Here is a 14,460-nt window from a genome sequence, read left to right as displayed (position 1 = left end):
CGGGGACTAGACGCGCGGGGACGGGAGGATCTCCCGGGCGCGCGCGATCAGCGCGTGCATCTCCGGCTCGAGGTCCGGCAGCGCGTCGACCGGCCACCAGCGCACGGCCAGCGACTCGTCGCTGACGACCGCCTCCGCGCCCGAGCTCGCCGCCGCGACGTAGCGGACGTCGAGGTGGTTGACGTCGCCGTGCTCGCCGCAGAACGGCACGCTGTGCAGGTCGAGCTGCACGGGCTCGGGGTGGAAGCGGAGGTCGGTCAGCCCGCTCTCCTCGTGGGCCTCGCGCAGCGCCACGGCCGCCAGCGTCGCGTCCCCCTCCTCGGCGTGCCCGCCGAAGTGGAACCAGCGTCCGGCCTTGCGGTGCAGGTTGAGGAGCACGTGGTCACCGGTCGCGTCGACGACCAGGGTCCCGGCCGTCACGTGGTCCGGGTACGACGCCCGCCACATCCCGTCCGCCCGCGACTCCAGGTGCGTGACGTAGCGGCGGCGCAGCTGCTCCTCGACGGGACCGGGCGCGCGCCAGCCCCGCAGGACGCGCAGGGCGTCCGCGTGCAGCCCGCTCACTCGGTGTCGGTCGGGGTGCCGGGGCCGTCGGGGCCGTCGTGGCTGTCGGGGTCGCCGGATCCCTCCGGGCCGTCGAGCAGCTTGCGCAGCTCGGCGTCGAACTCGTCGTCCGACAGCTCGTCCGGGACGGTCGCCTCCGCGCGGAACGACAGCGGGTCGTCGAGGTCGGCCGCGGTGGGCAGCAGGTCCGGGTGCATCCACACGCCGTCGCGCGCCTCGGCGCCCGAGCGGGCGCGCAGCCCACCCCACAGGGTGGACGCGTCGCGGAGCCGGCGCGGACGCAGCTCCAGCCCGACGAGCGCGGCGAAGGTCTGCTCAGCGGGTCCTCCGGCGGCCCGGCGGCGTCGTACGGCCTCGCGCAGCTTCGCCGCGGCGGGCATCCGCTCCTCGGTGGCCTGGCCGACGACCTCGTCGACCCAGCCCTCGACGAGGGCCAGCGCGATCTCGAGGCGCGACAGCGCCGCCGTCTGTGCCGCGGTCTGCGGCGGGTCGAACAGGCCGCCCTCGAGCAGGCCCTGCATCGACTCGAGGTTGGTGGGGTCGATGCCGCGCAGCTGCTCCTGGACCCGGTCCTGGATCTGCTGGGCGTTGATCTCGAGCCCGCGGGCGTAGTCGGTGACCGCGCCGATCAGGTGCTCGCGCAGCCACGGCACGTGCGCGAACAGGCGCTGGTGGGCGGCCTCGCGCAGGGCGAGGTAGAGGACGACGTCGTCCTCGGTGACGTCGAGGCCCTCCGCGAACGCCTTGACGTTGCTCATCACCAGCGCGGCCTTGCCGGGCGCGCCGAGCGGCAGGCCGATGTCGGACGCCGTGAGCACCTCGCTGGCGAGGGCGCCGAGGCCCTGGCCGACCTGCATGGCGAGCATGCCGCCGACTGCCTGGCCGATGATCCCGACGAGCGGACCAGCGGCGGCCTTCATCTCCTCCGGCAGCCCGCTCGACAGCCCCGTCACCGATCGGGCGGCGACCGGCTCGACGAGGACCTTCCACACCGGCTGGGTCTCGACCAGCCACTCGGCGCGGGACCAGGCTGCGGTCGTGCTCACGCCGGACGGGAACGCCGTGGTGGCGTCGAGCCAGTGGTCGGCGAGGCGCACGGAGTCGGCGACGCGGTCGTGGTCGCGCTGGCCGGGGGACGGGTCGGGCTGCTGGGCGACCTGCTGGCGGGCCATGTCGCCGGCGGCGTTCCAGTTGAGCGGACCGTCGTGCGGCTGCATCAGCGACTGGAGCTGCTGGAAGAACGCCATCCCGCCGCCCGGGCCGAACGGGCTCGCGCCACCGGGCAGGCCGCCGCCGAGCGCTCCGAAGAGCTGCTCGAAGGGCGTGCCCTTGAACGGGTTCGGCTGCTCGTCTCCGGGCTCGCCCGGGTTGTTGGTCATGACCCAAAACTACGCCTGATCGCCAACCGGCGGTGTGGGGGAGAGCCCTGAGCGGACCCCTAGAGTGGCCCCATGCCCCACCCCGCCGTACGCCTGGTCGCGATCTCCGACGAACCGCTGTCCGTCGACAGCGTGCTCGCCAGCCTCGAGGACCCGACGGCCGGGGGGCTGGTGCTCTTCGTCGGCCGGGTCCGCGACCACGACGGGGGACAGGGAGTCACCGGCCTGTCGTACTCCGCGCACCCGAGCGCCCTCGAGCGGCTGCAGGACGTCTGCGACCGCATCGCCGGTGAGTACGACGTCACGGCGGTCGCCGCCGTGCACCGCGTGGGCGACCTCGACATCGGCGACCTCGCCGTGGTCGTCGCCACCACCGCGGGGCACCGGGGCTCGTCGTTCGAGGCGAGCCGGGCGCTGATCGACACCCTCAAGGCGGAGGTGCCGATCTGGAAGCACCAGCGCTTCGCCGACGGCAGCGACGAGTGGGTCGGTTCGCCGTAGCGGCCCGGGGGTCTCGTGACGGTTGCTGCGCAACCTCCTCGACCACCGGGCGTCGTGGCCCGGGGCGGTTCGACGATGGCCTCCTCGACCACCGGCGCCCGCGTGTCCTGACCGATCCGCCTCCACCACCGACCTACGCTCGTCGGGTGGAGATCCTGCTCTGGCTGCTGCCCGCCGCCGTCGCGACCGTCGTCGCGATGGCCTGGGTCGCCTGGTGGGGTCGGGAGGGCCGGGGCGAGGTCGACCGCGAGACCGCGGCCCGGCGCCTCGGTGAGGCCCTCTCCCGCGAGCAGCGCACCCGGCCCGGCTACGCCGTCGCGACCCGGCCCGAGGACCGCTCCACCGGGGTCGCGCTGCGCCCGTCGAAGGTGCGTCCCGTGGTGCTGCCCGGGGCGTCGCCGGACGTCGTCGGGGAGCCGCCGGTCGCGGCCGACGAACCCGTCGCCGAGCCGCCGGCCGGCACCGACGAGCAGCCCGCCCGCGACCGCCGCGCGTCCTGACCGTTCCGCACCCACCCCTGAGGCACCCGTACGTTGGCGCGGTCTGAGAAGGTAGGCGCCATGAGCCAGCGCCTGATCGCCGTGTGCATCGCGGGACCGTTGGCGCTGATCCTCGGCGGGATTGCGTTGGCCGTGCCGCTGCCGTACGCGTCGTACAGCCCCGGCCCGACATTCGACATCCTCGGCACCGACGAGAACCAGGCCGAGGTCATCCAGGTCGACGGCCACAAGGCGTACTACGACAAGGGCCAGATCCGGTTCACCACCGTGATCGCGTCGTCGTACGGCCAGAAGCTCACCCTGGGCGACGCGCTGACCCGGTGGTTCGACCCGGACCGCGCCGTCGTCCCGTACGACGTCGTCCACCCGCCCGAGCAGTCGAAGAAGGACGAGGAGGCCGAGGGCCAGGTCCAGATGTCGACCTCCCAGGACACCGCCAAGGCGGTCGCCCTGAAGGAGATCGGCGTCGACGTCCCGACGGCCGTGCAGGCCGCCGCGGTCGCGGCGGACGGCCCCGCGGCGGACAAGCTGCTCCCGGGCGACCTGTTCCGCGAGGTCGACGGCGAGCCGGTCACCGACGCCGACCAGATCGTCAAGGCCGTGCAGAAGCACAAGGACCTCTCCAACGTGGAGTTCAAGATCCTGCGCGACAAGGACGAGCTCACCGTCCGGGTGAAGCCGAAGCTGGACGACGAGGGCGTGCCGAAGGTGGGCGTCCAGGTCGGCCTGGGCTACGAGTTCCCCTTCAAGATCCAGCTGCGTGTCGACCCGACCGTCGGCGGTCCCAGCGCCGGGCTGATGTTCTCCCTCGCCATCTACGACACGCTCACCCCGGGCTCGATGACCGGCGGTGCGACCGTCGCCGGCACCGGCGAGCTGCTGCCCGACGGCACGGTGGGCCCGATCGGCGGCATCGCGCAGAAGATCGCCGGCGCCCAGGAGGCCGGCGCCCAGCTCTTCTTCGTCCCCAAGGACAACTGCCCGGACGTCACGGACCTCGACCCGGACCTGCGCCTGGTCAAGGCGACCACCATGCACGAGGCCCGGCTGGCGCTGGAGAAGTGGTCGAAGGACCACGACGCCGAGCTGCCGGCCTGCTGAGCCCGACCGACCTTCCCGACCTGCCCGATCCGCACCGAGCACGAAGCGAGCCCCATGGACTACGAGCTGGACGTCGACCCGGCCCTCGCGGCTGCCGTGCTGGAGCTGGAGGCGCACCACGCCCGGGCGGGCTGGGACCAGCCGGCTCGGCTGTACGCCCTCGTCGACACCGCACAGCTGGTCGAGCAGGAGCCGACGCTGGCTGCTCAGCTCGGCCTCGACCAGCCGATCGAGCGCGGCTCGCTGACGCCCATCGAGCAGGAGGAGCTGCCCGACGGGCAGCAGCTCGAGGAGGTGCTGCCCGGCATCGTGTGGCCCGAGGTCGTGACCGGCTGCGCTGCGGTCGTGGAGCGGCTCGTGCTGCCGCCCGCCGCCGACGGCCAGGTCCCGGAGGACCCCGCGGCCGCGCTCGAGTTCGCGCGGGAGCACCCCGATGCCGAGGAGGTCCGCATCGTCGCCGGGGTCACCCGGCACGGGGCGGCGTACTGCGCACTGCGGATGCGCAGCCACGACGAGGACGCCGCGGTGATGGGGGGTCCGGACCTGGTGCCCGGGCTGATCGAGCTGTTGCGTGGCACGCTGGAAGACGCGGAGGACGAGTCCATGGGTGGCAACGATGAGTGACCTGTTCGACGAGGAGCCGGAGCGCCCGGCGCCCGAGCGGCCCGGCCGGCGCGCCCGCGCGCTGGTCATCACCGGCGTGGTGCTGGTCCTCGGCTTCTTCCTGCTGACCGCGTTCGCGTCGGTCTACACCGACCGCCTCTGGTACAAGGAGGTCGGCTACGGACAGGTCTTCAGCACGATGCTGTGGACCCGGGTCGGCCTGTTCATCGCCTTCGGCGCGCTGATGGCCGCGATCGTCGCGGTCAACATGCACCTCGCCTTCCGCTTCCGGCCGCTGTTCCGGATGTCGCCCGGCGACGCGAGCGTCGAGCGCTACCGCGACGCCGTGACCCCGATCCGTGGTTGGCTGCTGGCCGGTGTCGCGGTCGTGGTCGGCATCTTCGCCGGCACCTCCGCGGTCGGGCAGTGGCGCACCTTCCAGCTGTGGCTGAACTCGCAGAGCTTCGGTCAGCAGGACGCCTACTTCCACAAGGACATCAGCTTCTACGTCTTCCGCCTGCCGTGGTGGAACTTCCTCGTCGACTTCGTCATGGCCGCCACCGTCGTGGCGCTCATCGGCACGGCGGTCGTGCACTACCTGTACGGCGGCATCCGGCTCCAGCAGTCCCAGGACCGCCTCTCCGGGGCCGCCCAGGTCCAGCTGTCGGTGCTCCTCGGCGTCTTCGTGCTGGCCAAGTCGGTCGACTACTACCTCGACCGCTTCGACCTCGTCACCGACGACCACAAGCTGCTCACCGGGATGAACTACACCGCCGAGAACGCGCTGCTCCCCGCACGCAACATCCTGGTCGGTGTCGCGCTCATCTGTGCGGTGCTCTTCTTCCTCAACGTCTGGCGCAAGACCTGGCAGCTTCCGTCGGTCGGTCTCGCCCTCCTCGCGCTCTCGGCCGTCCTGCTCGGCATGATCTGGCCGGCCATCGTGCAGAACGTCCAGGTCGACCCTTCCGAGGCCGACAAGGAGAACCCCTACCTGCAGAAGAACATCGACGCGACGCGGGAGGCCTACGGCCTCAGCGACGTGGAGACGGCCGAGTACACCGCGTCGTCGTCCAGCGAGTCGGACGCGGCCCAGTGGCGTGCCGTGACGGGCCAGCTCACCAACGCGCCGGTCGTCGACCCGCTGCAGGTGCGCGACACCTTCCAGCAGCGTCAGCAGGTCCGGTCCTACTACAACGTGCCGAAGGTGCTCGACGTGGACCGCTACGAGCTGGACGGCGCCGACGTGCCGCTGGTGCTCGGCGTGCGCGAGCTCGACCAGTCGGGCATCCCGACGGGGGACCAGAACTGGTCCAACCTCCACACCGTCTACACGCACGGCGAGGGTCTGATCGCCGCCTATGCCAACAAGATCGCGACCACCGACGACCCCAACGGACGGATCGCATGGGCGGAGGGGATCGGCAGCGGCAACAGTGGCCGCACCGACCTCAGCGACGCCGAGAAGTTCGAGACGCGCGTCTACTACGGCGAGCTCAGCCCGTCGTACTCCATCGTCGGCAAGGCCGGCGGTGGCAAGGACGTCGAGCTCGGCCTCGCCAACGTGGGCAGCTCCGGCCAGGACCAGCGCACGACGTACGACGGCAAGGGCGGTGTGGCGATCGGCAGCACCTTCAACCAGTTGATGTACGCGATCAAGTTCGGCGAGCCGAACTTCCTGCTCTCCGGACGGGTCAACGACAAGTCGAAGGTGCTCTACAACCGCGAGCCGGTCGAGCGGGTCGAGAAGGTCGCGCCGTGGCTGACCGTCGACAGCGACCCCTACCCGGCGGTGGTCAACGGCAAGATCGTGTGGATCCTCGACGGCTACACGACCACCGACAAGTACCCGAACTCCCAGCGGGACTCGTTCGAGTCGATGATCGACGACTCGCTCCAGCAGGAGAACCTGGGCATCCAGACCATCCCGACGGACGAGATCAACTACATGCGCTCGGCCGTCAAGGCCACGGTCGACGCCTACGACGGCACGGTCACCCTCTACCAGTGGGACGAGGACGACCCGATCCTCAAGACCTGGATGAAGGTCTTCCCCGGCTCGGTCCAGCCCAAGTCGGAGATCAGCGAGGACCTGCTCAAGCACATCCGCTACCCGGAGGACCTCTTCAAGGTCCAGCGCTACCAGCTCGCCCGCTACCACGTGACCGACGCGGGGGCGTTCTACTCCGGCAACAACCGCTGGGAGGTCCCGGAGGACCCGAACTCCTCGCGCCAGGTCTTCCAGCCGCCGTACCGCCTCTTCGCCACCGGCGAGGGGGAGAGCGTCGACAGCGACTGGTCGCTGACGTCGGTCTTCGTGCCCTACCGCAAGGGCTCGCTGGCGTCGTACCTCCAGGTCAACTCGGACGCCACGCGCGACGACTTCGGTCGGCTGCGGCTGCTCGAGATGACCGACCAGAGCGCCCAGGGCCCCGGCCAGGTCGTCAACGAGATGAAGCAGGACCCGGCCGTGGTCAGCACGCTCCAGGACCTCAACGTCAACAAGGACACCCCGCCGCGCTACGGCAACCTGCTGACCCTGCCGGTCGAGGGCGGGCTGGTCTACGTCCAGCCCGTGTACGCGCTGCGGACGACCGGCGCCGGCAGCTTCCCGATCCTGCAGTACGTCATCGTCAAGTACGGCGACGAGGTCGGCATCGCCTCGACGCTCCCGGACGCCCTCGGCAACGCCCTCGGCGTCGACACGGACAACGGCGAGCCGAAGCCCGACGAGCCCGGCACCGGACCGGGGGAGGGCGACGGGGAGCCCAAGCCATCGGGGTCGATCGACGACCAGATCGCAGCGAAGCTGCGCGAGGCGGAGACCGCGTTCACGGCGGCCGAGAAGGCTCAGAAGTCCGGTGACACCGTCGAGTGGGCCGAGCAGGTCGAGAAGGCGCAGGAGGCGATCGAGGAGGCCGTGAAGCTCGCGGACCGTCGCGACGCCGCCGGAGCCGACAAGAAGCAGTAGCCAGGTCAGGAGGCAGGCGTGCTCCTCACCCTCGACCTCGTGGGGATCTTCGTCTTCGCGATCTCCGGGGGCCTCGTCGCGGTGCGCAACCAGCTCGACATCGTCGGGGTGGTCGTGCTCGCGATGGCCACCGGACTTGGCGGCGGTGTCATCCGTGACGTCGTCATCGGTGCGGTCCCACCACCGGCGGTGAAGGACTGGTGGTACCTCCTGGTCCCGGTCGTCGGGGGACTGGTGACCTTCTGGTGGCACCCGGCCGTCGGCCGACTGGAGCGGGTGATCAACGTCTTCGACGCCTTCGGGCTCGGGCTCTTCTGCGTCGCCGGCGCGCTGAAGGCCCATGAGTACGGGCTCGGCCCGGTGCCGGCCGCAGCGCTGGGCATGGTCACCGGGGTGGGCGGCGGCATCATCCGCGACCTCCTCGTCGGCCGGGTCCCGGTGATCTTCCGCAAGGGCCAGCTCTACGCGATTCCGGCCCTGGCGGGCGCCGCCGTGGCGTCGACGGGGGCCGAGCTCGGCCTGGCCGGCGAGCTGGTCGTCGGCCCCGCCGCGGCGGTGACGATCGGCTGGCGGCTGCTCGCGCTCAACCGCGGCTGGACGGCGCCGTTGCCCCGGACCTGAGGCTCGGGAGGCAGGCCCAGAAGCGCTGGATGCCCCCGATTTGGTGGCCTTTGCCGCCATGCCGTAACGTTGGGTTCACCGACGCGGGGTGGAGCAGCTCGGTAGCTCGCTGGGCTCATAACCCAGAGGTCGCAGGTTCAAATCCTGCCCCCGCTACGAATTTCAGGCTCGGAATCTACGGATTCCGAGCCTGAAAGCATTTACGAACTTGATCGAGTGTCCACTTAGTGACGGGTTTCCCGGACAACGTTCTAGCCGGCGGGCGTAGTGCGCCCCCGGGTGACCTACAACGCTGCCACATCGGGACCGGCCCGCGGATCGACGCCGGACGGCGGTTGGCTATGCGGGTCCGACATGACCCACCTCATGACGATGACCGCCAGCCACGCCCTCGACCGGATCACCGACTGGCAGACCGCCCTACGTGCCGAAAACAAGAGCCCGGGCACGATCTTCATCTACGCCGACGGAGCCACCCGCTACCTGCGCTGGTGCGCCGAGGCCGACCACCTGCCGATGAGCCGCGCCGCGCTCAACTCCTGGATCGCCGGTCTCCTCGACCGCGGTTCGTCGCCGGGCACCGCCCGTATCCGCCAGCTCGCCGTACGCCGCTTCGCAGCCTGGCTCACCGCCGGCGGTGAGATCGACGCCGACCCGTTCCCCGGAGTCAAGGCACCCCGCTACGAACCACCGCTGGTCGAGCCGCTCACCGACGCCGAGCTCCGCGCACTGATCGCCACCTGTGCCGTCCCCGCCGACCACGCCCGGCCGGAAGACACCCTCAACGACCGCCGCGACGAGGCCATCATCCGGCTCATGTTCGAAACCGCCATCCGCTCCGGGGAGCTCGTCGACCTCCAACTCGACGACGTCGACCTCATCGCACGGCTGATCACGATCCGTCGTGGCAAGGGTGGGCGCGGCCGAGTGATCCCCGTCGGCCAGAAAACGACCGAGGCGCTGCTGGTCTACCTCGACCAGCGTGAACAACACCCGCTGGCCGCCAGCCCTGACCTGTGGCTCGGCAACCGTGGCCAGCGGTTCGGACGCGAAGGACTCAGCCGCGCCCTGCGCCGACGCGCCAAGCGAGCCGGCGTCCAGCGCTTCCGACCCCACCGGCTGCGGCACACCGCCGCCCACCGCTGGCTCGCCGCCGGCGGCTCCGAATCCGGCCTCATGGCCATCGCCGGATGGACCCGCAGCGACATGCTCGTCCGCTACACCCGCGCCCGCGCCTCCGAACGAGCTGCCGCCGAGGCACGTCGTCTCGACCTGGGAAACCTCTGAACCTCGGTTCGTGAGGTCGTCAGGACCACGAAAGCGACTATGTCTCGCATTCTGGACACGTGGGTGCCGTCGGGCCGGCGCCGAGCGGTTCTCCCATCAGCCAAGGACGCCTGTCCACGACTATGGGAGAGAGCACCGTGAAGATCACCAACATGCGCACCATCGCCACCACCGGCATCGCCGTCCTCGCGATCGGCGGGATCGGCGTCGCCGCCCACGCGGCCACCAGCGACCCGGCCCCCACGACCCCGACTCCGGCCGTCGTAGACGCCCCGAGCACGCCGGCGACCCCGGAGGACACGGCTGACGTGATCGAGGGTGACAACAACGGCGACAACCAGAACACTGACGACGCCGCGCAGGGTGACGCGCAGGACGGCAACACCGACGAGGGCGACGTCGTCGAGGGTGACAACAACGGCGAGAACGACAACGTCGACAACGGTGACGTGGCCGAGGGCGACGACAACGGCGACAACCAGAACGCCGACGACGGTGCCCAAGGCGACGTCCAGGACAACGCTGGCGACACCAACGACGCTGCTGCCGACGACAACCAGGGCGACACGGGCAACACCGGCTCCGGTAACGCCGGCGACAGCCAGGACAACGCCGGTGACGGCGCGAACGGCGACGGTTCCAACGGCTGACACCATGGTCATCGGTAGGACGGGCAGTCTTCCTGCCCGTCCTACCATCGTGTCCTGGAGGAGTCAGTCGGTGACCGAAGAGCTCGAGTTGGCCGTGGCCGGTGCCGCGGCCGGTGACGGCGAAGCGATGCGCACCCTCTACGAGGCGCTCGCATCCCGCGTCGCGGGTTACCTGGAGTTCCGGGGTGCAGCAGACCCCGACGGCATGACGAACGACGTGTTCGTCCGGGTCCTGACCCGGATGGCCGAGATCACCGGAGGCTGGCCCGGGTTCCGGGCTTACGTGTTCACCGTCGCTCACGGAAAGCTCGTGGACGAGTTGCGGAGTCGGGACCGCAGACCGGCTCACACCGAGTACGACGCGGATTCGGACCCACGCACGCATGCCTCCGCCGAGGACCAGGCCCTTGAACGTGCCGGTTCCAGCGACGTCCTGGCGGTGCTCGATCTGCTCCCCGAGGACCAACGCGCTGTGATCACACTGCGCGTGCTGGGCGAGCTGACTCTTAAGGAGACAGCTGCGGCGATCGGACGCAGCGAGGTGGCCGTCAAGAAGCTCCAGAGCAAGGCACTGGGCAGTCTCCGCAGGCTGCTGAGCACCGGGCAATCGGACCCCGGGAGCGCGACCACGTCGGAGGGATTCCGATGACCAAGCACAACCATCACGAGGACGAACCCATGATCAGCGAAACCGCAGTCGACGACCCGGCAATGCGCGATCTCTTCGCCGAGCTGAGCGCCCTCGCTGACCGGCCCACGCCGGCGGTCGGCGATGAACTCGCCGCCCTCTTCGCTGGAGCAACCCCGCTGGCCGCTGCGCGCAGTCGCCGGAACAAGGCAGCCAAGACCGGCCTCATCGGCCTGGTCACGGCAGGAATCCTGGCCGGCGGCGTCACCGCTGCCGCCGCAGCCAACGAGCTGCCGACCCCGGCACAGCGCATCGTCTCCCGGGTTATCAACACCCTCACCCCATTGGAAATCCCGAACCCCGACGAGCAGGGGCCGGTCGAGCACCAGACCGACACCAACATCGACGACAACGGTGACCAGCCGGGCCAGGACGTTGACCAGCCCGGTCAGGACGGAACCGAACAGGGTGACCAGAGCGACGGCCAGGGCGGCCAGTCGGGCGGAGACCAGTCGGGCGAGCCGGCCGGCGGCGCCGGCGACCAGGGCGTGTCAGACGGTGGCGCGGACCAGCAAGGCAGTGGTCAGGGAACCACGGGCGGCACAGCGGGTGAGTCCGGAGACACTGGCACATCGGGCAACGACTCCGGCGGCGCCGGAACAACCGGTGGTCAGCAAGGCACCAACGGCTCCGGCCAGAACTGACGGGACACCATGGGACGCCTCGGCCCTGGCATCTTCCTCGCCATCGCCGGTTCGGGCTGTTGCTCGGCGTTGTCGATGGCAGCTACGAGTTCGGCAATCACTAAGAAGCGCCCCGGGGTTTGCCGCTGCCAGCTGATGTCAAGGATCTCGGGGAGGACGCCGACCGTGGGCCACGGGAATCGATCCGGGTCCACTTACTGCTCCTTTCATCGACACGACCGGTAGCGCCAATGCGGCGCGGACGTGAGCGGCACCCTTCTCAGCGGCTCGCGTGAGAGCCGGCCAGCGGAGTGGCCGGGACGCTGGCGGCTACGCCACCGCCGCGGTGAGCCCGGTGACGACGGTGCTGTTCTGGCTCCGGACAAGTTCTGGGTGAACCCAGCCCTGACATCAGCCACCCGACCGCCCGATCTGCCCGCCGGCCTCACCGTCGAGGAGGCCGTCCGGATCAGCGATGCGATCACCGCCGCGCACGCCGAGTCCACCCGCACCGTGTACGACTTCGCATGGAGCCAGTGGGAACGCTGGTGCTCTACTCGCGGCGCCACGCCGCTGCCCGCGGAGCCGGCGCTGATCTGCGCGTACCTCACCGAACGGGCGGCCGACGGACTCTCGGTCGGCACCATCGACCTGGCCTGCGGCGCCATCTCCTACCGCCACCGGATGCACGGCCTGAGGGACCCGGTCCTTACCGAAGGGGTTCGGCAGGTCCGCCGAGGACTGCGCCGGATCATCGGCCCCGCTCCACGCCGCCAGGCACGCCCACTGGCCACCACGGAGATCCGCCAGATCGTCCAGCACATCGACCGTTCCACCGCCCTCGGCGCCCGCGACGCCGCCATCATCCTGCTCGGCTTCGCCTCGGCCATGCGACGCTCCGAGCTCGCCGCGCTCACCCTCGCCGACGTCGAGTTCCAACCCGGCGGCATCCTGCTCACCATCCGCCGGTCCAAGACCGACCAGTACGCCGACGGTCAGGTCGTCGCCGTGGTCCACGGCCAATACGCCGCCACCGACCCGATCGCCGCACTGGACGACTGGCTGACGTTTCGCGGATCCCAGGCAGGACCGCTGTTCAGCAGCCTTCGAAACAAGGCGGTGACCCTCGAGCCGATCTCGGGCGAAGCCGTCTCGATCGTGCTCCGCAAACGCGCCCGAGCCGCCGGCCTGGCCGCCGAACGCATCACCGCCCACTCACTGCGCGCCGGACACGCCACCAGCGCCGCGGTCGCCGGCGTCGCCCTGGACCGGATCGCCGCCCAGACCCGACACAAGCGGCTCTCCACACTCATGGAGCGCTACATCAGACCGGCCCAAGCCCTGGAGTACACCTCCAGCCGCGACCTCGGGCTATGGGCCCAGCCAGGTCCGGCGGAGTAGTGGGTTTCAAGTCCCCCTGGGCAGGCTGAGAGGATGAGGCACGTGCCAGAAATGACGGATCCGCCCGCGACGCGGGAAGGCGGGCAGGCATGGAGCCCGTGGCGGACCGTGGTCGCGTTCGGCCTGGTCAGCCTGTCGGCCGACATGGTCTACGAGGGCATGCGGTCGGTGGCCGGTCCGTTCCTCGGCACCCTGGGGGCATCGGCACTGACCGTCGGCATCGTCACGGGCGCCGGTGAGGCGATGGCGCTCATCCTGCGCCTGATCACCGGGCCATGGGCCGACAAGAGTCAGCGGCATTGGCGGCTGACCGTTGTCGGGTACGGCATGACCGCAGTCTGCGTGCCCTTGCTGGCGGTCGCTCCCGCGCTTGGAGCGGCAGGCGTTGCGGTGGCAGCGACCCTGATTCTGCTCGAAAGAGCCGGCAAGGCCGTGCGGAGCCCATCCAAGTCCGCACTGCTCGCCCGGATGGCGACCGGTACTGGCCGTGGGCGCGGCTTCGCCGTGCACAAGGCGCTGGACCAGGTCGGAGCTTTCGCCGGTCCTCTCCTGGTCGCCGGCGTGGCAGCGGTGACCGGGGTGCTCTGGTCCGGGCTCGCCCTGCTCGCGATCCCCGGGCTGGCCTCGCTGCTGCTCCTGGCCCAGCTGCGCCGACGGGTCCCGACGATCGCCCAGCCCGACCCCGACGACGAGGAACCGGCGGCCGGCGACCAGACTGCGGGCGGGCTCTGGTCGGCGATACTCGGCGCCGACCTGCCGCGCGACTTCCACCTCTTCTCGCTCGCGGTTGCCCTGACCACCGCCGGACTAATGACGTTCGGAGTGATCTCGTTCCGGTTCGTCGAGGCCGGCCTGATCTCACTGGCCGCGGCGCCGTTGGTCTATGCGATGGCGATGGGCGTCGAGGCGATCGCGGCGCTGCTTACCGGCGACCTCTTCGACCGGTACGGCGGCAAGGTGTTGCTCGCGGTCCCGGTGATCGTTGCCGCGGTCCCGGTGCTGGTCTTCGCACCGAGCCTGACCCCGGTCCTCGGCGGTGTCGTCCTCTGGGGCCTGGCCACCGGGATCCAGGACTCGACCGTCAAGGCCTTCGTCGCCGACCTGGTCCCATCTCGCCGTCGAGCCACGGCCTATGGGATCTTCGCCGCGGTCCAGGGACTCGGTGCGATCGCTGGCGGGGTGCTCGCCGGCGCCCTCGCCGTCCAACGCCCCGGCCTACTCGCCGCATGTGTGTCCGTGCTCCAGCTCGCGTCGTTCGTTCTGCTGCTCAAGCTGACGCGAAGCTCGGCAGAGCTCAAGCACTGAAGAGCATCGCAGCGGCACGAGGCTGGTGTTTAGCCGACTATGCGGACGGGTCCTGGTCCCGCGTCCACTGCGCGGTGGCCGAACTCTTGTGCTGCACCCCGAAAAGCCTGGCAGGGAACCACCATTTGACCGCCCGGCCAACCGCCGTACGACGGCACCAGCAGTCGGCATCGCAACCGCACTCGCGGTTCCTCGGATTGTGGACTCGCTGGACCAGACTCCGGCTCACAATGTCGAGTCTAGGTCGCCACCCGCAGGGCAGCGGCGGC

Annotated in this window: 14 protein-coding genes and 1 tRNA gene; 13 read left to right on the top strand and 2 right to left on the bottom strand. The window is 70.5% G+C overall.

What is annotated here, in order from left to right:
* Nucleotides 1-6: 6 nt before the first annotated feature.
* A complete protein-coding gene (locus tag AC2YHB_RS17360) occupies nt 7-564 on the bottom strand; it encodes an NUDIX domain-containing protein (protein ID WP_036541880.1) in 558 nt (185 codons plus the stop codon).
* Entirely contained in the window at nt 561-1,943 is a 1,383-nt protein-coding gene (locus AC2YHB_RS17355) for a zinc-dependent metalloprotease (RefSeq protein ID WP_487354340.1), read from the bottom strand. Before AC2YHB_RS17355 ends, AC2YHB_RS17360 begins: the two co-directional genes overlap by 4 nt.
* Before the next feature lie 72 nt (nt 1,944-2,015).
* On the opposite strand from AC2YHB_RS17355, the gene AC2YHB_RS17350 reads away from it, so the two are divergent.
* From AC2YHB_RS17350 to AC2YHB_RS17290, 13 genes are all read left to right on the top strand, one after another.
* Nucleotides 2,016-2,444: a molybdenum cofactor biosynthesis protein MoaE gene (locus AC2YHB_RS17350; RefSeq protein WP_179650426.1), complete on the top strand. Its 429-nt coding sequence runs from the start codon at nt 2,016-2,018 to the stop codon at nt 2,442-2,444.
* 146 nt (nt 2,445-2,590) lie between these two features.
* Complete coding sequence (locus AC2YHB_RS17345) at nt 2,591-2,944, top strand: hypothetical protein (protein ID WP_179650428.1); 354 nt, start codon at nt 2,591-2,593, stop codon at nt 2,942-2,944.
* 60 nt (nt 2,945-3,004) lie between these two features.
* The gene (locus tag AC2YHB_RS17340; RefSeq protein ID WP_179650430.1) at nt 3,005-4,045 is read left to right on the top strand and encodes a YlbL family protein; all 1,041 of its coding nucleotides are present in this window, start codon (nt 3,005-3,007) and stop codon (nt 4,043-4,045) included.
* A gap of 54 nt (nt 4,046-4,099) precedes the next feature.
* On the top strand, nt 4,100-4,669 hold the full coding sequence (locus tag AC2YHB_RS17335; protein WP_051931635.1) for a PPA1309 family protein: 570 nt from the start codon (nt 4,100-4,102) through the stop codon (nt 4,667-4,669).
* Nucleotides 4,662-7,616 carry a UPF0182 family membrane protein gene (locus AC2YHB_RS17330; RefSeq protein WP_036541887.1) on the top strand — a complete coding sequence of 985 codons (2,955 nt, stop codon included), beginning with the start codon at nt 4,662-4,664 and terminating at the stop codon, nt 7,614-7,616. The genes AC2YHB_RS17335 and AC2YHB_RS17330 overlap by 8 nt, the downstream gene beginning before the upstream one ends.
* An 18-nt stretch (nt 7,617-7,634) precedes the next feature.
* A complete protein-coding gene (locus AC2YHB_RS17325; RefSeq protein ID WP_036541888.1) occupies nt 7,635-8,237 on the top strand; it encodes a trimeric intracellular cation channel family protein in 603 nt (200 codons plus the stop codon).
* Between the two features lie 82 nt (nt 8,238-8,319).
* Nucleotides 8,320-8,393: transfer RNA gene (locus AC2YHB_RS17320), tRNA-Met, on the top strand.
* Nucleotides 8,394-8,591: 198 nt separating this feature from the next.
* Nucleotides 8,592-9,524 (top strand): tyrosine-type recombinase/integrase, encoded by a 933-nt coding sequence (locus tag AC2YHB_RS17315; RefSeq protein WP_257026914.1) that lies wholly within the window; start codon nt 8,592-8,594, stop codon nt 9,522-9,524.
* A gap of 137 nt (nt 9,525-9,661) precedes the next feature.
* Complete coding sequence (locus AC2YHB_RS17310) at nt 9,662-10,174, top strand: hypothetical protein (RefSeq protein WP_179650431.1); 513 nt, start codon at nt 9,662-9,664, stop codon at nt 10,172-10,174.
* Between the two features lie 70 nt (nt 10,175-10,244).
* Entirely contained in the window at nt 10,245-10,823 is a 579-nt protein-coding gene (locus AC2YHB_RS17305; RefSeq protein WP_179650432.1) for an RNA polymerase sigma factor, read from the top strand.
* Nucleotides 10,820-11,506: a hypothetical protein gene (locus tag AC2YHB_RS17300; protein ID WP_179650433.1), complete on the top strand. Its 687-nt coding sequence runs from the start codon at nt 10,820-10,822 to the stop codon at nt 11,504-11,506. The genes AC2YHB_RS17305 and AC2YHB_RS17300 overlap by 4 nt, the downstream gene beginning before the upstream one ends.
* A 243-nt stretch (nt 11,507-11,749) precedes the next feature.
* Nucleotides 11,750-12,886 carry a site-specific integrase gene (locus tag AC2YHB_RS17295; RefSeq protein ID WP_487354339.1) on the top strand — a complete coding sequence of 379 codons (1,137 nt, stop codon included), beginning with the start codon at nt 11,750-11,752 and terminating at the stop codon, nt 12,884-12,886.
* Nucleotides 12,887-12,937: 51 nt separating this feature from the next.
* On the top strand, nt 12,938-14,191 hold the full coding sequence (locus AC2YHB_RS17290; RefSeq protein ID WP_179650434.1) for an MFS transporter: 1,254 nt from the start codon (nt 12,938-12,940) through the stop codon (nt 14,189-14,191).
* Nucleotides 14,192-14,460: the final 269 nt, after the last annotated feature.

This window comes from Nocardioides sp. SRI_004, from assembly GCF_057586415.1.
Note: the sequence above shows the minus strand (reverse complement) of the source record. Positions and strands in the feature narration are given on the sequence as shown.

Bases quoted from the DNA above. Each gene is read 5' to 3' on its own strand.
- AC2YHB_RS17290 (WP_179650434.1), top strand. From the start codon at position 12,938: ATGACGGATCCGCCCGCGACGCGGGAAGGCGGGCAGGCATGGAGCCCG.
- AC2YHB_RS17335 (WP_051931635.1), top strand. From the start codon at position 4,100: ATGGACTACGAGCTGGACGTCGACCCGGCCCTCGCGGCTGCCGTGCTG.
- AC2YHB_RS17350 (WP_179650426.1), top strand. From the start codon at position 2,016: ATGCCCCACCCCGCCGTACGCCTGGTCGCGATCTCCGACGAACCGCTG.
- AC2YHB_RS17330 (WP_036541887.1), top strand. From the start codon at position 4,662: ATGAGTGACCTGTTCGACGAGGAGCCGGAGCGCCCGGCGCCCGAGCGG.
- AC2YHB_RS17300 (WP_179650433.1), top strand. From the start codon at position 10,820: ATGACCAAGCACAACCATCACGAGGACGAACCCATGATCAGCGAAACC.
- AC2YHB_RS17340 (WP_179650430.1), top strand. From the start codon at position 3,005: ATGAGCCAGCGCCTGATCGCCGTGTGCATCGCGGGACCGTTGGCGCTG.
- AC2YHB_RS17355 (WP_487354340.1), bottom strand. From the start codon at position 1,943: ATGACCAACAACCCGGGCGAGCCCGGAGACGAGCAGCCGAACCCGTTC.
- AC2YHB_RS17315 (WP_257026914.1), top strand. From the start codon at position 8,592: ATGACCCACCTCATGACGATGACCGCCAGCCACGCCCTCGACCGGATC.